General features: G+C 67.1%; 9 protein-coding genes and 2 pseudogenes. 9 read left to right on the forward strand and 2 right to left on the reverse strand.

What is annotated here, in order from left to right:
- Positions 1-279 precede the first annotated feature (279 nt).
- The 5 genes and pseudogenes from ACFWV2_RS32100 to ACFWV2_RS32120 all read left to right on the forward strand — a co-directional run bounded on the left by ACFWV2_RS32100 (position 280) and on the right by ACFWV2_RS32120 (position 5,651).
- Positions 280-1,005 (forward strand): hypothetical protein, encoded by a 726-nt coding sequence (locus ACFWV2_RS32100; protein ID WP_384410650.1) that lies wholly within the window; start codon positions 280-282, stop codon positions 1,003-1,005.
- An 85-nt stretch (positions 1,006-1,090) separates the two neighbouring features.
- On the forward strand, positions 1,091-1,606 hold the full coding sequence (locus ACFWV2_RS32105) for a hypothetical protein (RefSeq protein ID WP_384410653.1): 516 nt from the start codon (positions 1,091-1,093) through the stop codon (positions 1,604-1,606).
- Positions 1,607-2,312: 706 nt separating this feature from the next.
- Positions 2,313-3,971 (forward strand): AAA family ATPase, encoded by a 1,659-nt coding sequence (locus tag ACFWV2_RS32110; protein ID WP_384410656.1) that lies wholly within the window; start codon positions 2,313-2,315, stop codon positions 3,969-3,971.
- A 95-nt stretch (positions 3,972-4,066) separates the two neighbouring features.
- Entirely contained in the window at positions 4,067-4,813 is a 747-nt protein-coding gene (locus tag ACFWV2_RS32115; RefSeq protein ID WP_384410659.1) for an HNH endonuclease, read from the forward strand.
- 188 nt (positions 4,814-5,001) lie between these two features.
- Positions 5,002-5,651, forward strand: a pseudogene (locus ACFWV2_RS32120) (HNH endonuclease family protein).
- A gap of 249 nt (positions 5,652-5,900) precedes the next feature.
- Here the strand turns inward: ACFWV2_RS32120 and ACFWV2_RS32125 are convergent.
- Positions 5,901-7,649: a hypothetical protein gene (locus ACFWV2_RS32125; protein WP_384410662.1), complete on the reverse strand. Its 1,749-nt coding sequence runs from the start codon at positions 7,647-7,649 to the stop codon at positions 5,901-5,903.
- A gap of 545 nt (positions 7,650-8,194) precedes the next feature.
- Here ACFWV2_RS32125 and ACFWV2_RS32130 point away from each other — a divergent pair.
- Positions 8,195-8,593: a hypothetical protein gene (locus ACFWV2_RS32130; RefSeq protein ID WP_384410665.1), complete on the forward strand. Its 399-nt coding sequence runs from the start codon at positions 8,195-8,197 to the stop codon at positions 8,591-8,593.
- 721 nt (positions 8,594-9,314) lie between these two features.
- Here ACFWV2_RS32130 and ACFWV2_RS32135 read toward each other — a convergent pair.
- Complete coding sequence (locus tag ACFWV2_RS32135) at positions 9,315-11,321, reverse strand: trypsin-like serine protease (protein WP_384410668.1); 2,007 nt, start codon at positions 11,319-11,321, stop codon at positions 9,315-9,317.
- A gap of 552 nt (positions 11,322-11,873) precedes the next feature.
- Between ACFWV2_RS32135 and ACFWV2_RS32140 the strand changes: the two genes are divergently transcribed.
- The 3 genes and pseudogenes from ACFWV2_RS32140 to ACFWV2_RS32150 all read left to right on the forward strand — a co-directional run bounded on the left by ACFWV2_RS32140 (position 11,874) and on the right by ACFWV2_RS32150 (position 17,337).
- On the forward strand, positions 11,874-15,848 hold the full coding sequence (locus ACFWV2_RS32140) for a polymorphic toxin-type HINT domain-containing protein (protein ID WP_384410671.1): 3,975 nt from the start codon (positions 11,874-11,876) through the stop codon (positions 15,846-15,848).
- 29 nt (positions 15,849-15,877) lie between these two features.
- Positions 15,878-16,387 carry a hypothetical protein gene (locus ACFWV2_RS32145; protein WP_384410674.1) on the forward strand — a complete coding sequence of 170 codons (510 nt, stop codon included), beginning with the start codon at positions 15,878-15,880 and terminating at the stop codon, positions 16,385-16,387.
- Between the two features lie 432 nt (positions 16,388-16,819).
- A pseudogene (locus ACFWV2_RS32150) lies at positions 16,820-17,337 on the forward strand (pyridoxamine 5'-phosphate oxidase family protein).
- The last annotated feature ends 280 nt before the right edge of the window (positions 17,338-17,617 follow it).

Below are 17,617 nucleotides of genomic sequence, written 5' to 3' on the forward strand. Positions count from 1 at the left end.
GCACAACCTCGCTCTCGCCGGATAGGCAAGCGGGCCGCAGGGTGGCCCGCCATGCCCGACGCGCCCCGGAGATCATTTGCGGGACAGCCCTTAGGTACGGTGGATGGAACCGGCGCTGAGCTGCACCGACCTGCTGTACCCGAACTCACCCAACGGTCCGAGCCCGAGAGAAGGGGCCAGGACGCTACCGGTCTCGTCGGCGTCATCCGCCTCCGCGCACTCGCCCTCCACGGCGTCCCCACCAGCGCGGGCGCCGGCCCCAGCCGAATGATCGCCGCCATGGCCGCCGCCCTCACCCCGCCGGGCAGCGCCACCATCGTCGCCAACACCCCCTACGACATCGCGGCGTTCCTCCGGCCCCAGCCAGCCGCCGCACTCCCCGGCATCGGCCCCGCCGCCGCACGCACGCTCGGCCGGCTCGGCATCCACACCGTCGGCGAGATCGCCGACACCTCGCTCACCACCCTCCAGCGGATCCTCGGCGTCGCCGCCGGCCGCCAGGCCCACGACCGCGCCCTCGGCATCGACGACCGCCCCATCGTCCCCGCCGCCGCGCCCAGATCCCTCAGTCTCAGCCACCGGTTCGACCACGACGAGCTCGACCCCGACCAGCACCACCGGGCCGTCCTCGGCCTCACCGAACACATCGGGGCGGCGCTGCGGGACGATCGCCAGGTCGCCCAGGGGCTCACCCTGACCGTCACCTACGTCGACCGCAGCCAAACCACTCGGACGCGTTCCCTGGCCGAAGCCACCGCCCATACTCCCGCCCTCGCCGCGACAGCCCGCGAACTGCTCACCACGCTCGGCCTCCAGCGCGCCCGCGTCCGATCGCTGTCGCTGCGCGCGGAGCGTCTCCAGCCCGCCGAGACAGCCGTCCACCAGCTCCCCCTTGGGACCAACGACGACCGGGCACGGGACCTAGAGGCGGCCCTTGACCGCGCTCGCGCGCGATACAGACCCGGGATCGTCGGCAGCGCCGCCGCGTACCGCCACGCCAGCTGACCACACGCCTTCTAGTGCCGCATCAGGCAACGTTCGCCTCGGTGGTCCCTGTCGATATGCCCCGAGCGCTCTGTACGCTCCGAACATGCCCATGCCCACCTACTGCACAACGTGCATAGCCGACCAGACCTTTGAGCGAGTCCCGCTCCTGGACCGTGCTGAATGCGTGTTCATGTGCGTGTCTTGTCATAAGGCCAACCCGCGGAACCGCGAGGCGTATCTGTCAGAGGGAGTATGGGTCTCTGGCGTTGACAAATTCAAACACCACAAATCGCCATGGCCAACGATCATGACAAAGCGTGTGGTGGCGTTTGAGAAGCGAGAGGCGGACCGGCCGCATACCGAGTCCGAGCAGCGAGCAGCGCAGGAGAGGCGGCGTGAACGCGCCCACCAGAAGAAACTCGACGAGCGGGACGCGGAGCATGCACGGGAGCTGGAGAGGAAAGACGAGGAACGCCGTCGGTTGCACGGGGACTGGCTGATGGGCGTCGCGATCGTGGTACTCATCCTATTCGCCGCCTACAGCTGCACCGATGACACGCCCAAGCCAAACGACGACCGCTCGTGCCAGTACGCAGGGCGTTCAGAGGAGTGCTGGTAGCCGCTCGTCGACGATCTCGCCTGGCGAAACGAGCCGGCCGCCGACGAACGGCTATGCGGGGCAGGCAGCAGGCAGCAGAGCAAGGTCGGCGGCTATCCGGGGTGAACCCAGCAGCCCGACTGACCCGCCTGCACGGGGTGCGGCACCCGCATGGAACATCACCGCGTCCGAACCGGGCATGTGGTCGCTCCCCTGGACGACCACAATCCCCCCAGGTGGACCATGGTCTCGTCCTGGCGAGCCGAGGCGAATCCTGCCGCCCTCGACGCGTTCGGGCACGGCATGGTCCTGGGCGATCTCGGCGGGATGTACTTCTCGTCTGCCGTCTCTGCCCAGACACTCCGTACACCCACCTCTACGACTGCTGAGCTCTGCCATGACGGCCGGCTGCAGCTCAGCGCGGTTGCCTAGGGGATCAAGCCGAGCAACTCTGAGGACACCCGAGCACCAGGTGGGGCCAGGGCCGTGATGGTGTCGGTGGTGGTCACGGGCTGGACGCTATCGCCGCGCACGCCCCCTCAGGGCCCGGACGGTCAACGTCGTAAGCGCGGCCGGCAGGTTCTCTGCGCGAGGGAAGGAATGGAACCGCTTTGCCATCGTCCTCGGTATCTGGACCCTTCCACCAGCATGCCACTACGCATCCATGGACGGCGGCTTGCTCGTGCTGGTGGGCAGGTGCTTCAGTGAGCCGTACCGAGGAGGGCGTGTGCGTTTCATCGTGCTGGACGCAGAAGAACGACCGTGGAACCAAAACAGGCAGCGGGCCTGCCTGCTGGAACCGGTTCCTTTGTCAGATGACGACTATCTGACTTCGTATCGAATGTGGTTCGCCGACGGCAGTGGATCGGTCGAGGAACTGGGCGCCGTGAAGGTCGGTTACTCGGATCTGGTGCGAGACGAAAGGCCCCTGGAGACGAGGGTATTCCAGCAGCTGACGGGACTGGACCGGCGACTGTACTGGTTCTCGCTGGGACAGGACGCTGCCTACTACGAGAACATCAGCAAGCTCGGGCCATCGCTTCGCGTGGAGGTTCTTGACGGGCTGTGTGACATCGCGTTCAGCTCTGAGGCTGCTGAGGATGCCAGGTACTGGGATGTGACGCAGACGTCACTCCTGCGCAGTGTCGAACCTCAGACGGTCGAAGGGCAGTTTCGACGTATCGCCAGGGGCGGCACACGGTTGACGGCATATCACTTCGAGTACGTCACGCCTCTTGGTAACAGTGCGGAGAAGGTGGGAGAGCCATGGCGTCTGGCCTTCTCCGTGACTCCGCACTCCCGGCCCCCGTCGAACATCCACGTGTTGATCGGGCGCAATGGCGTAGGCAAGACGACACTGCTGGGCAGCATCGGCCAGGCAGTGGTGAAGGCGCAAGCCGAGTCCGATGACGTTGGCCAGATCTTCTGGGCAGAGGACGGGGCGACCGGGTCATTCACAAATGTCGTAACGGTCACCTTCAGCGCTTTCGACCCGTCGCAAGATGGCGTTGAGGTAGAAGCCGACGAGACGGGAACCCTTGATGACGGACGGGACGCGTTGAGGGGCTGGGACGAGGAGAAGGACGTTCCTGGCGATCAGGTACCGCCAGCCGAGCCAGTCGATGTCGTGAAGTACACCTATGTGGGCCTGGCCAAGGTCGACGTCCACGGTCGTCCGACGCGTGAGCGAAAGTCGTACGACGACCTCAGCTCAGAGTTCTGCAAGAGCGTCGAGGAGATCCATGCGGCAGGGCGGGTCGGTCGCTGGATAGCTGCGCTGGACGTGTTGGGCAGTGATCCTCACTTCTATGAGTCTCCTGTTCATCAGTTCGCGCGGCACTTGCAGGACAGCTCGTACTCCCGGCGAGATCGCGAGTTTGCACGGAAATTCTTCTCCCAGCTCAGCTCGGGACACGCCATCGTGCTGCTGACCATCACGCGGCTGGTGGAAACCGTCGCTGAGCAGTCCCTGGTGCTCTTGGACGAACCCGAGGCTCATCTCCATCCGCCTCTGCTCGCCTCCTTCATCAGAGCACTGTCCAACCTGCTCACAGACCGCAACGGTGTCGCTTTGATCGGCACCCATTCGCCCGTAGTCCTGCAGGAGGTTCCCCGCTCCTGCGTATGGAAGGTCAGCCGCTGGGACCGTCACGCGCCCCAGCGCCCCAGCATCGAGACCTATGGGGAGAACGTCGGCGTCCTTACCCACGAGGTGTTCGGTCTAGAAGTAAGGCAATCCGGATTCCATGCCGAGATCGCTGCGGCTGTCGATGAACTGGGGTCCTACGAGCAAATCATGAACCGCTTCCACGGACAGCTAGGCGGAGAGGCAAAAGGGCTGGTCCGCATCCTCCTTGCGCATCGAGATCTGAGCGGCACCCGCTGATGTGGCCGCTGGACCCGCCTGCCCTGACCGCCAAGGAGAGCTACGAAGCATGTGTACGAGGTACCAGGGACGAAAAGCGGCGTAACCGGCTTCTGATGGCTGGAGACAGCGTGGAGGCTGCAAGCGCGCGTTACCGGCAGGCGGCACAGCACGGAACCCTGCATGAGCTGGAAAGCCGAGAGTTCACCGTACCGGGCCTCGCCCCAGACGACCTGGTTCGCTGGGCCTACGAAAACGGAATGGTGGGTTCCAACGGTGGGCGGGTCGTCTACGAGCAGATCCTGGGCGCCGCACCTGACGAGAGGTGTCCCCTGTGTGGGCACGGGATAGTGCGGACCCTGGACCACTTCCTGCCCAAGCGAATGTTCCCCGCACTGTGTGTGGACCCGCTGAACCTGGTGCCGGCATGCGCCGACTGCAACCACCTCAAGGGTGAACGCGTTCCAACGGAGGCAGAGACCACCTTGCTCCACCCGTACCTGGACCGCATCGACGACGACTCCTGGCTGGATGCGCAGGTCGTGCACAACAGCCCCTCGTGGGTGAACTTCTTCGTCAGTCCCCCACCGGGCTGGACGGATGTCCTCGTCGAGCGGACCCGCTATCACTTCACCCTGTTTGGACTGGCCAGAGTCTTCGCCGTCCAGGCCAACCGTACGGTGAGCAACATCCGCTACCAGCTGACAGCGATGCTGGCCACCGGCGGCAGCGACATGGTGCGTGCCTACCTAGAGGATGAAGCAGAGACACGCCTCGCGGACCGACCCAACGGATGGGAAGGCGTCACATACCAGGCCCTGGCACACGACGACGTGTTCTGCAGCGGCGCGTTCGCTTCATAGCCACGGCGTGGCCCAAGTGCATCACCACGCAAAGTGGTCTATCCGCAGAGGTAGCGAGCAGCACATACGTCCTGGGATGGGGCCGCCCTAAAAGCGGCCAGGGCACCGCCCTGTACAGCGCTTCACGCCGGACCTGCGGAGTGATCAACTCAGCTGCTCCCGGGTGAAGACGGTGCGTCACCAAGAGCATGCTGCGCGGCCTGGCCGCGCCCCTGTCCCTCGCCCCCCTCATCGCACCGGCGCCCGCGCAGGCCGACGAAGTCCTCCAGCTCGCCGCCGCGCTCGACCAGGTCCGCGTCGCCGACGAGTCCCGCGCCGGCTACACCCGCGACAAGTTCAAGCACTGGAACTCGGGTCTCGACCTCGGGGACGGTTGTAACACCCGCGCCGAAGTCCTCCTGGCCGAAGCCGTCGAAGCGCCGTCCGTCGCCGACGGCTGCAAGCTGAGCGGCGGGGAATGGAGCAGCTACTACGACGGCGTCGAGGTCAACGACCCCGGCAAAAGCTCGACATCGACCACATGGTCCCCCTCGCCGAGGCCTGGGATTCCGGTGCCTCCGCCTGGGAGGCGAAGCGGCGCGAGGCGTACGCGAACGACCAGGACGCGGCCACCAGCCTCGTCGCGGTCACCGCCCGGTCGAACCGTCAGAAGGCGGACCAAGACCCGGCCACGTGGATGCCACCTGCCCCGAGCGCGACCTGCCGCTACCTCGCCGAGTGGACCGCGACCAAGCTCCGCTGGGGCCTGGCAGCCGACCAGAGCGAGATCGACGCCATCAACGTCTACGCCGGCGGCCCGTGCGAGAAGACGGTCGTCCACTACACCCCGGCGCCGTAGCTCCCGAAGGGCACATGGGAGGCGCACCAACGACCAGTCGGCACGACCTCTTGAGCTTCACCGTAGCGGCCACAGCAGAGTGGTACCGACGCGGCGTCCCTTGCGGAGCGGGCTGCGGCCGACAAACCACGCGGGCGAGTTACAGCTTCACGCCGACGTTGACTCTCCGAGCGGCGCCGTGTGCCAAAGCGCGAGCACGCAGAGGGGCGTCCTTCCAGAGTGAGGGCGCCCCTTCACTTGGGACGCTGCCTACACCGTGGCAGTGGACTGCCGGTTCTCCGGGCTCGTCGATGTGGCGGTGGTGATCAGGGCTTCCAGGCCGGGGTCTGACCAAGGGCGGTCTGTGGTGATGTTCCGGCGGCGGCCGGCGGCGATGTCGGCATACAGCTCGGTGTGGGCTCCGGCGGGGTCGCCGCGGTAGTCGGTGATCCGTACTCCGGTCCAGGCCCAGTAGAGGGAGGCGCCGAGGGCGTACACCTCGGCGGCGGGGGTGAGGGGGACGTGGTCGTCGTTGCCGGTGGCGAGGAGTTGGGCGGTGATCTCGGGGGCGATGACGTGGATGAGGCCGCCCCGGTATGGCGTGGCCGGGGGCGTGAGGTCGGGGTGGCGGGCGCGGTCGTAGTCGATGAACGCGGGCCCGCGGCTGGTGATGATCACGTTCTCGGCCTGCATGTCGCCGTGGATCCATCCGGCCGCGTGCAGTTCGGTGAGGGCGGCGAACGCGGCGCGGGCGGCGTCGCGCATGTGGGTGCGCTGGGTGTCGGTGGCGTGGCCCTCGCGGGCGGGGGCGAACACCTGCCACAGCGATGGGCCGTCGAGGCGGGGCAGGGCGAGCCACCGGCCGAGGTTGCCGTGTCCGTGGCGGGTGCCGGGGTGGCGGCCCTGGTCGCGCAGGAGGGCGTAGGCGGCGGTCTCGTGTGCGAGGTCTCCGCGGGCGCCGGGGACGGCGGTCTTGATGATCTGGTCTGCGGCCTGCCAGACGTCGGAGCCCTTCCGGCCGGTCAGGTGCTCGGGTGGGCCGGGCAGTCCGAGGGTGGTCATGGCTGTGTCGACGAGCGCGCGGGCGGGGGCGGTGGGTTCCACGGGAGTGTCCTTCAGGGAGCGCGATGAGGGGGCGGGGTCGGCGAGGCCGTCGAGGGTATCGAGACCGGTGGCCCTGGCGAACGCGGTGAGCGCGGCGCGCAGGGCGGGGCCTGTCCAGGTGATGCCGTGGCGTGCGGCGGCCGCGCGGTAGAGCGCGAGTACCTCGCGGCCGGGCAGTCCGCGGCCGGCTTGGCGGAGGACGGCCGGGAGGGTGACCAGGTCGACCAGGCCGGTGATGTCCGGCCTGAGGGTCTCGAGGTCGACGAGGACCAGGCCGCCGCCGTGGCGGCGGCGGGCGTGTTCGGGCTTGAGGTCGAGGTGCCCGAGGGGGATGGCGCTGTCGCCGTGTGCGGCCTGGACGTGTGCGAGGACGTCGGGCCAGGCCTGGGCGTCGCGCAGCCAGGCCGGGGGTGGGGCGGCGGTGAGACGGTCGAGCCGGTACGCGTCGAAGGCGGGGGCGAGTTCGGCGGGGAGGGATGCGGGTGCCGCGTGGATGGCGGCGACGGCGCCGATGAGGCGGCACGGAGCGGTGGGGCGTGTCCAGCTGGTCGGGCGGGGGATGTGCTCGATCAGCAGGGAGCGTGAGGTGTCGTCGACGCTGAGGAGGAGGGGCAGGGCGGGGCTGTGTCCGGCGAGCGCGTATGCGAGGGCCTCGGAGTTGTGGGCGGCCGGGTCGGCGTGGATTTTGAGGACGGCGTGGGCCGGTGTGCCGATGGCGGCGACGGCGGCGGTGGCGCGTGCGGCGAGGACGTGCACGGGCCCGTCGGGCACCCCGGGGGTGTCGTGGCGGGCCAGTGCCTGGCGCAGCAGGTCCGCGGCGGCGGCCGGGTCGGTGGGCAGGGGGGCGGTGAGCCAGCCGTGCGGGCGGATGCGGATCAGGCCGCGCAGCGCTTCGGCCGCCGTCGCGGACCGCATCAGCTGGTGTGCCGGGCGTCGAGGTGCCCGAGCGCGTACGTGTAGGAGCGGGCGGCGAGGTCGGGCAGGCGATCACCAAGCGCGCCGTCGCCGCCTACGAACAGCGGAAGGCCGCCCGGCGTGTCTGACGACCCGAACTTCGCATTACCCGTCGGGCTCCATGACCTGGATGACCTCATGAGGACTCGCCAGCGGAGGTCACGGTTCCCGATTTCGAGATCTGGTGGGCAGACAGCCGCCAGCAGATCCGGCTGAAGCCGTCCGACTCTCGCTATCTGCGGACCGACTTCACAGACTTCGTCGATCGCTTCCGTCCCAGTTGGCCTGCCGATGTCGACCAGCCCGTTCGTGACCCGGGGCCTGCCACCCCCGACGAGTTGCGGGCCCTACTTCGCTCCGATGGGTCGTCGGCCAGCTCCCTCTGCGGAATTTGCCCGGCGTGTGCACCGCCCTCATGGCGTGCACGCCGACCAGAGTGGATACGGGTCGTTCCTGACCCGAGGTGCTAAGGAACGGAGACGCCGATGCCAGTTCTCAACCACGAGATGACCGGCGAGGAGCTCGCCGAGAGCCTGCTGAAGAACGTAGGGAATGAGCGGATGCGCGCTGCGACGCGCCTCCTGGGTGCGTACCAGGACGGGTACTGGCTGCGTCGCCTCCTGGACGAGGAAGACGGCACCCCGATCGAGGTCAACCAGCCTCACGACGGCCTGATCGAGCGGGCCGGCACCGAGGCGTACCCGTCGGTGAATTGGGACACCCTCGGCCTCATCCTCCTGACTCAGCCCTGGGCTTTGAAGTGCTCCACCGATGAACGGGCGATCCTCGAGTTCGCGACCTCGCTCGTCGGAAAGGTCGGCGTCAACCTGAGCAGGGCTGTTCTCGCCGTCGACGATACGGAAATCCTCATCCGCGCGCTGCAGCAGACCTCGGACGAGGAGTAGCGGTGGCGCCCTCGCGTTCTGTCCGGCAGAGGCCCCGGACAGCGGGGCGGGGCCTTTGAGGCGATCATCAGGTTGGACACCGGGCGCCCGGCGTCGCGCCCAGCGCCTGGCGGCACAAGCCTCCTGAGCTGCCCTCTGGCTGGGAGCCTTCTCCTTCGTCGTCCCGCGACGGGTGGTCGGCCTGTCCCGCGCGGCCGCCGCAGTCACCTTCACCACGGAGCGGTTGTGCAGGGCGCGTATGCCAGCGACGGTGTCGTGCTTGGGCGCGGCCTGGGCCCGTCAGACAAAACGGCGCGGGCGGCGCCATGGAATGCGCTCATGAAAGTCAGGGCCGCGGCGTAATACAGGTTTCGGCGGCAGGACGGATCAACGGGAGGACAACCCATCAGGGCGTCAGTCAGTGCCTGAGCCACGACCAACGGAACCTGAGTATCAGCACTAGTGTCAGTCGTGTCAGGCTGGACGAGCCCGGCGGCCCATCACCTCGAAGCCGATGCCACCGTCACCCTGACGCCGACTGCCCGTGGTGTCGGCGGCAGTGATTGTGACATGGCGACGACTACCGACCCGCAGGACAGGCTCGAAGGTGTCAGGCCAACAGGTACCTGTGGGCATACATAAGCCAGCGCTCGCCCTCCGGAGGAACCTGTGTGCTCTGAGTGCGTCGGAAGAGCCCCTGCAGGACCCGCCCGCTCGGGGGGCCTGCAGGGGCTCTCTGTTGCTAGAGGGTTCCGGTGATGGCTGTGGCGGTGAGGGTGCTGGGAACGCCTTGGGGTGTGACCTGGGTGGTCGGGCTCCAGGTGCGGTCGGCGTGGCGAATTGTGTGCAGGAGCTTGTTATCCGAGGTGGTCGCGGTGAGCTGGAGCTGGCCGTCAACGCCGGCTGCACCGACGGACTTGATGGTGACGGTGCCAAGAATGGCCCGCAGCTCGGAGAAGGGCTCCCAGTGGCCGGTTGCGGTGCGCAGGGCGTGGTACTGGCGGGTGCCGTTGTCTGTAGCGATCACGACGTGGGCGTCGGCTCCGATGCCGGCCATGGCGATGGAACTGATGGCGCCGGTCGCTTGGGCAGCTTGGGAGATGTCACCCCAGATGCTCCAGTGACCGGATGCCGTGCGGATGGTGTGGAAGGCCTTGCCGCCGGTAACGGCGGAAACCTGGAGCTGGCCGCCCGCGCTGGCCGTGGCCAGGGAGGTCACGGTGCCGATCGGCCCGACGACTGCGGAGATGTCACCGAAGAGGCTCCAGTGCCCGGCGGCGGTGCGCAGGGTGTGGAAGACCTTGCCGTTGGCGAGAGCGAGCACGTGGAGGTCCTCGCCCACGGAGACGGCGGAGACCTGGGTGAGGCTGCCGAGGAATCCGGCTACCTCGCCGACGTCGCCAAACTCCGTCCAAGTGCCGTCGATCCGGCGGATGGAGTGGTGCAGACGGCCGTCGGTGCCGACGGCGAGCACGTGCGTGCTGGATCCGATGCCGGCGGCCGTGGCCGTGCGGATGCCGCCGATGTTGCTGGCCTTGGCCTGGACGTCGGTGAAGTCGGTCCATGAACCATCAGCCAGACGGATGCCCTGGTACAGGTTCGCGCCGCTTTGCAGGAGAGTGGAGGTCTTCCCGCTGCGGGTCTGCTGCATCCACGTCGCCAGGTCGTCGACACGGACGGCGGAGGCACCGGTACGCGTTTCGGTACCGCCCATGCAGTTACCGGCCCACGAGCGGCTCATGATGCCGACAAGCGCGAACTGGCGGACGTCCACCTGGCGGACGACCGGAGCACCGGCGTCACCTGCGCACACGGTCGTCTCGGCGGGGGCCTGGGGAGTCAGGCCGAACCCGGTCGCCTCGACGGTTTCCGTGGTGAAGGCACCGTCGTGACGTGTGAAGGGAACCCACTCGGTCTGCGTACGGCCGAAAGCGGGGATGGTGAGCTTCTGGCCCGCGACGGGGCCGGTAGCAGACAGAACCGCAGGAGCGATATTCGTGGAGGACGTGGCGAGGCGACCCATGACCAGGTCCCGGTCAGGGTGCGGTACCAGTTCCACGATGTCGCTGGCATGTCCGCCCAGCAGGTTGATGTGCGGCCGGCCCAGGACGACGGTGGTCTTCTGCTTGGGCACTCCTGCGGTCACCGTGTTGCCTTCGGCCGGCTTCTCGGCGAAGCAACTCTTGGCGGAGAGAACCCACTGGGGGTCGACGAGGGTGGCCGAGCAGTGCTTGACGTCGCCGATGTTCAGCCGGCCGCTGAAGGAGAGACCAGTGATGTCGGCAGAGACGCCGGGGGGAGTGCTGGAGGCGGCGCCGGTGACCCGCATGTCGAGCAGGACGGCCTGCTGGGGATCGGTGAGGTCAGCCTCGCCGAAGCCCGCTGAGGTATCCCTGAGGACGGTCAGGTCTTCGGTGTCCCCGGCGATCGAGACGCTTGCTTTGATGTCCCGGTGGATGGTCTCGATGCGGTAGGCACGGGGGATGTTGACCTGCAGGTAGCCGGTTTTGGCGGCTGAGAAGCAGATCCTGGAGTCGCCGGTCTTCAGCTTCACCGCCCACACCTTGATCTGGTATGGGCCGGAGCACGGGGTGAGGGTGATATTGCCGTCACCCGCGATCAGGTCGGCGCCGGTGATCCCGAGGATTTCGGCACGGTTGGGGTAGGAGCCGTCCTCGACGGCGTAGGGCATCTCCGTGCCCGGTTCGTCGGCGGCGGTGGCCAGCGTGGTGGGGGTCCCCAGGGTCACGGCGAGCGCCGCGGTTGTTGCTGGAATCCATCTACGTATGCGCACTGAGTGGTCGCTTTCCAAGACGCACCCCTCCCGCGTTGCGGAGGGGGTCAACGGTGTGTGGGTGACCGTGCCGTGGACGGCAGCCGGTCATGATCGCCTGGGGGCCGTCGGTCAATATAGCCACGGATCCAGGCTGCGACCTAGTTGTCGGCTCAGTTCCAGGCTGCCGGCCATGTTCAAGATCACGATGCCGTAACGGGTAATCAGGTAGGTACAACCTTCTGCTCTGTTGGTGGATCACAGCAAGGTCGTGCCAGGTCAGAGACTTGGCAGGGCCTGCCTACCTTCGGCCTGGGGATGCCGAACAAAGGAGGTGGCAGGCCCTCTCCGGCGTGCTTCACCAAAGGGACGCACGGGCCCGCATTCAGGCGCCGGTGCGCACTTCTTGGTACCCACAGACCAGAAGAAGGAAGAATTTCAGTGCGTCACAACGCAGGCTCCAGGCCCCGGGGGAGGGGATTCCAGATAGCCGGCAGGTCCGCTCGCGGACTCCTCCCCCTGGCTCTGGTGGCCACACTCATCTCGACGGCGTCGGCTGGCGCCGAAGATCTCCCCGTGACACCCCTATCGGACCGCGCCCGGGTGCTGCAGGCCTGGAAGACGTCAGGGCCGGCGGTGCGATCCGCAGCGGAGCAAGCCCTTACCGGCACCGACACGCAGGTCCGTGACTATCTGGCCAGCGGCGAGAGGGTTGCTGAGGAACTCGATCTGCGTGAGGCAGCCCTCACTCTCGTCACCGAAGCCGGCCCGGAGGTCAGCGCGGCCGCAGCCAATGCCCTCAGTGGCACCGGGGACCAACTGGCCGCATTCATGAAGGACGGATGGAAGCAGCCCCTCGAAGAGGACCAGCGTTTGGCGGCCGCCCGTGCCACCGAAGCAGGCGGGATCGTCGTCCGCGAGGCTGGCGACGCCGCGATGAACGGCAGCATCGACGACATCCGAGCCTTCCTCAGCGAAGGCCAGTACAAGAGCCGAGATGAAGACGCCCGGCTCCGCGTCGCCCAGATCGAGAAGGCCGGCGGCCCCGCCACTAAGCGGGCCGCGTCCGCCGCACTGAACGCTGGCATCACCGAGGTTCGGGACTTCCTCGCCTACGGGCAGTACATCACCCGCGCCCAGGACCAGGAACACGCCAGCATTACCGACCTGGCCAAGCAGACCACCGACGCCGCCGCAGTCGCCGACAAGGCCAAGGCCAGCGCGGAAGCTCAGGCCGAGAAGGCAAAGACCGCAGCGGCTTTGGCGAAGACGGCAGCCGCGACGGCGGCGGCCGAGACGCTTGCGGCGGCGAACGACGCGGACAAGGCTGAAGACGCCGCCCGTCGGGCAGCGGAGTCCGCCCGCCGCGCCGCGGCCGCAGCGAAGGCCGCCATATCCGCAGCCCGTGCTGCCAACGCCGCCGCACAGACCGCGATCGCCGCTGCATCCAACGCCGCCACCGCAGCCCAGCGCGCCTCTCAGGCCGCCAGCAACGCCTGGTCGGCCGCAGCCTCGGGCAAGATCAACGAGAAGGCGGCCGCCGACGCGCTGAAAGCCGCCACCGACGCGGAGAAGATCGCTAACACTCTCGACGCGATGCTGAACACCGCCAAAGCTGCCAGGGACGCCCTGACGGCCGGACTCGATGCCATCGAGGACATGAAGTCGGCGGCCAGCAGCGCCAAGCAGGCGGCAGGTCACAGGGAGAAGGCTGGCGCCGACGCCGCCCAGGCCAGAGCTGCAGCAGCTGCGGCCGAGCGCCACGCAGAGGAGGCCAGCCGCGCATCCCGGGCCGCTCAGACCCACGCCAACGCTGCCATCAGGGAGGCCACAGAGGCCCGTGACGCTGCCCGCTCCTCCGCCGCCCATGCCCGCAAGGCAGCCGAAGCCGCCCGCAATGCCAACCAACACGCCGGTCATGCGCAGGCCGCGGCCGATGCCGCCAAGGCCTATGCGGCCGAGGCGTTGAAGGCAGCCCAGGCAGCTTCAGCCGCGGTTACCAAGGCAGAGGAGATCCAGGCCACGACCCGAAAGGGCGAAGCCGAGGAAATCGCCGCCCGCACGGCCCTCATCGTCAACGAGGCCCGCGACGCCAAAGAGGCCACTGACGCCGCCAAGGCCAAGATCACCAAGATCACACAGGAAGCTCTCCAGCTCCAGACGGACTTCAACGCCCTCGCCGCCCAGGCGGCCGAGCCGGACGCACAGCCCGCACAGATCGCAGCCAACGGTCGCCGGATGGCCATGACTGCGCTGCAGATTCGCGGCCCCTGGAGCCGAGCCGCCGCAGAAGTAGCCCTTACCGGTGATGACGCGGCGGTCGTCGCCTATGCCCGCACAGGCTGGAAGCAGGCAGGGGAAGAAGACGAGCGAGAAGCCGTCCACGTCCTGGCCACGCAGTCACCGCACGAGGACGTCCGCACCGCGGCCACCGCCACACTGGCAGGAACTCCCGCCCAGGTCCACACTTTCCTCACCGCTGGCCAGTACCAGGTAGCCGCGGAAGCCAACCGCATAGAGGTTGCCCGCATCGCCGGAGCTGGCGGCACGGTCGTCAAGGAAGACGCCCAGGCCGCACTCAATGCCCCCGACCCGAAGGCCTTGGACACTTTCCTCGCCCAAGGCCAGCACCAGGCACGCATCGAGGACTACCGCCTCGAAGCCGCCAGCCTCGCCCAAGCCGGCGGACCGGAAGTCAAGGCAGCGGCCGAAGCCGCACTCGCCAGCCCTGACACCAACCTGACCACCTTCATCACCTCCGGCCGGCACAAGGCAACCCGCCGCGACCAGCTCAACGCCGCACACATCGAACAGATCCAGTCCATCCTCGCCACGGCTGCCCAGACCGCCGCACTGGCACACAAATCCGCCTACCACGCGGCTGAGGCCGCCGAAAACGCCCAGGGCCACTCGGACCTGGCCGCAGGCCATGCCCAGACGGCCACCACCTACGCCGAACAAGCAGCCGGTCACGCCTACCGGGCGCAGCAGGCTGCCACCCGGGCCAGCATCTCAGCGAAGTCTGCGGCTTCCTCCGCGACCGCCGCCCGAAAGGCCGAGGCCCAGGCAAGCAGCAGCGCTCGCAAGGCGAGGAACGCGGCCATCTCGGCCGAAGCCAGCTACGGCGCGGCCCAAGGGTATGCCGCAAGCGCATTCCAGGCTGCCGAACAGGCCCGCCAATCCGCCCTCAACGCAGGGCAGAGCGCCACCGAGGCCTACGCCAAGTACCGCTCCACCGTCGTCCGCTACCAGACGGAGCGCTACACCGCCGAGCAGCAGGCACTCCTGGACCAACGGATGGCCGACTATGACTCGGCGATGCAGCAGGAGGCGGAGGCCGGCGGCCAGTCCGATCTCAACAACTTGATCTTGGCACTGGTCCACAACCAGGTCCCCCCGGGCATGAGCCTCAAGGAGTACATCCATCTCAAGCTGGATATTCTGGGCCTCTTCCCTGTCGTTGGAGAACCCGCTGATGCTGTCAACTGCATCGCCTACGCCGTGGAATCCAACCTCGCCAACAATTACGGGATCGGGGACAAGGACGCCGCGAAGGACGCAGTCCTTTCGTGTGCGGCGATGCTCCCGGTCGCAGGCTGGCTAGCCGCAGGCGCTAAGGGAGTGCGTTGGGCGGATAAGTTCGGCACTCACGTCGACGAGGTATTCGAGTCGATAGGCAACTTCTTCAAGAAGAACCCTTGCAGCCCGAAGCACAGCTTCCCCGCAGGAACACGCGTGCTCATGGCCGATGGGACAAAGCGCCCCATCGAACTGGTACGCATCGGTGACTGGGTCCAAGCCGCCGATCCGACGGCGGGGACTACGAGTCCTCGCCGAGTGCTCGACACGATCTACACCCCGGACGACCGCAACTTCACGGGCATCACCCTCCGAGGGACTGCTAAGACGGAGGCGCTTACTGCGACCGACAACCACCCCTTCTGGAGCCCGAAGGAACAAAGCTGGGTTGAGGCGGGGCAGCTCGCAGCAGGCGATACCCTCAAGTCCGCAGACGGCTCGGCCGCTGAGATTTCGGGTATCCGCCGCTGGAGTGAGTTGCAGGCGGCATACAATCTGACCGTAGAGAACCTCCACACGTACTTCGTGATGGCGGGCAGCGTTCCGGTACTGGTCCACAACACGGCGACCGCATGCCCTATCCTCTCGGGCGATGCACGGAAGCACATCAAGGACTACCACTCGCCTGGCAGCCCTCTTCGGACGTCCGATAAAACCTACTGGACTATCCCGGAGGCCGACTGGAACAGGGCCATCAATGAAGTGCTGAAGCGCGACCCCCACGGGAGCGCCAACACCCGAGGGCGAGACGGAACGATTCATAGAGCGGAAATGCCTGAAGACATTGGCGACGGAGGCTGGATCGGGAAATCCGGACCGGACAAGGGAGACTACGAGTTGGACCACGTGGAGGTTATTCTGAATCCCGACGGAAGTATCCGCAACGCATATCCTTGGTCCCCTGCAATGCCGGGCGCCTTCTGATGAGTCGGTCGGCGAAGGTGACCTATCAAATGGTGCCGCAGGTCGGTGAAGAGTACTCGATTCCCGCCGTAGATATTCTGACACGCCAGGAATGGCAGGTGCGTGAGACGTGGTTCTCAGGTTCGGCGGAGATCCTGATCGGCGATGCCCGATTCCTCTACAAGAACACACCTCTCCTCGACCTCGCGCTCGGCCTGCGATTCACGGTGGGCCTCCTAGCGGCAGATGGTATGGCCACGATGGATGTGCCCGGTGGTCCTGGCATCCGCTTGGCGGTCACTGGCAACAAGGTCATCACGCAAAGCGGTGAAGAAGACGAGGGCGTGTGTGAGTTCATCGATCTCGCCCACGCCTCCAGCGTGTTCATCCGCGCATTGACGGATCAGATTGTTCAGTATCGTCCAGAATTTCTATTCGCCGATCTGATCGAGCGGACGTATAGAGAATCCGGTGTGAGAGAAATGAGTCGTGATCGCTTCCTCGTGCACACCCAGATGATGCGGAGTCGCAGCGCGCTCATACAAGGTGGTAGATTCTAGATCCGTTTTGGTTGGGTTCTGCGGCCAGCAGGGCCCAACCAAACGTTCATAAGACCGGTCCCCCTGGGCCCCTATGTCCTTGGGCAAGGAAAGTAGGGGGGCGTTGGGTTGGCGAGTGGGGCAGCATGGCGGAGTGGCTGATCTGCTGCGGGATGAGGTAATTTCCCTCTTTGCCCCGGAAACACCAGAGCTTGAATGACCAGGGCTTTCGTAATAGGAACAGAACGCCACGAACCCCCACCTGTCAGGGTCGGGGCTCGCTGTGTCGCCACGGACCGGGGACGTCGGTCACCGGGATCAGATCAGGTCCCGGCGTTCGTCCCCCACCTGTTGCCATCCACGCCGCACCGAGCGCAACCCACGCGGAGCTACCTCACCGCTGCTTCATCAATGACGACAGAGGGTGTCGGGTTTACGGCCGACGATGGACGTATGCGCGAAACCCCAGAAGAACTCGACAAGCTCCAGTCTCTCCTCGACTCCTCCCTCTCCGGCTCGACCGCACACCTCCGCTCGATCGTCGAGGGCCGCACCATCACGGCGGCGCAGCTCACCGGGGTCCTCACCGGCATGTGCACGCTTGCCCTCTCCACGGTGACCGCAAAGGGCGAACCGCGGATCAGCGGCGCCGACGGGCACTTCCTGCACGGCCGGTGGCACTTCGGCACGGCGCGGAACGCCGCCAAGGCCCGTCATCTCGCGGCCCGTCCGGCCGCCAGCGTCGCGCACATGCGCGGCGAGGACCTCGGCGTGTTCACCCACGGCACGGTGGAGGAGCTGAATCCGAAGGACGCTGAGACCACGGTCGACTGGCAGGAACTCCTCGCCTACTTGAAGGCCTTCTACGCGATGACGACGCCTTCGACTGGAACCGCGAGGTCGTCTACTACCGGCTGAACCCGCACTGGATGACCGTCTACGCCCCCGACATCGACAAGCTCACCGGCTAACGCCGGGCCCGTCGACGAGGGCCTGCACCTGCGCATACGCGGGTGCGGGGCGGAGCCTGTCGACGGCGGCCGTCGCGTACCACCAGCACCGTGCCGGCCTCGCCCAGAGGACCACCACGTTCGCAGGGAACATCCGGCGTGGGCAGTTCGTGGGCGCAGCGGTGCAGCCCGCCCGGTCCGAGCTAAGACCGTGTCCTATGTGGTGAGGCGGATGAGTCGTTTGTAGCAGCAGATGGCTGCGGCGAGGCCAAGAAAGGCCAGGTAGTTGCGTGGATGGCGC

The sequence above is a fragment of the Streptomyces sp. NPDC058671 genome (assembly GCF_042716475.1).
Lineage (GTDB): Bacteria > Actinomycetota > Actinomycetes > Streptomycetales > Streptomycetaceae > Streptomyces.

What these genes read in the sequence shown, in the direction of transcription:
- ACFWV2_RS32105 (WP_384410653.1), top strand. Translation starts at nt 1,091, where the DNA reads ATGCCCATGCCCACCTACTGCACAACGTGCATAGCCGACCAGACCTTT.
- ACFWV2_RS32145 (WP_384410674.1), top strand. Translation starts at nt 15,878, where the DNA reads ATGGTGCCGCAGGTCGGTGAAGAGTACTCGATTCCCGCCGTAGATATT.
- ACFWV2_RS32115 (WP_384410659.1), top strand. Translation starts at nt 4,067, where the DNA reads ATGGCTGGAGACAGCGTGGAGGCTGCAAGCGCGCGTTACCGGCAGGCG.
- ACFWV2_RS32130 (WP_384410665.1), top strand. Translation starts at nt 8,195, where the DNA reads ATGACCGGCGAGGAGCTCGCCGAGAGCCTGCTGAAGAACGTAGGGAAT.
- ACFWV2_RS32125 (WP_384410662.1), bottom strand. Translation starts at nt 7,649, where the DNA reads ATGCGGTCCGCGACGGCGGCCGAAGCGCTGCGCGGCCTGATCCGCATC.
- ACFWV2_RS32100 (WP_384410650.1), top strand. Translation starts at nt 280, where the DNA reads ATGGCCGCCGCCCTCACCCCGCCGGGCAGCGCCACCATCGTCGCCAAC.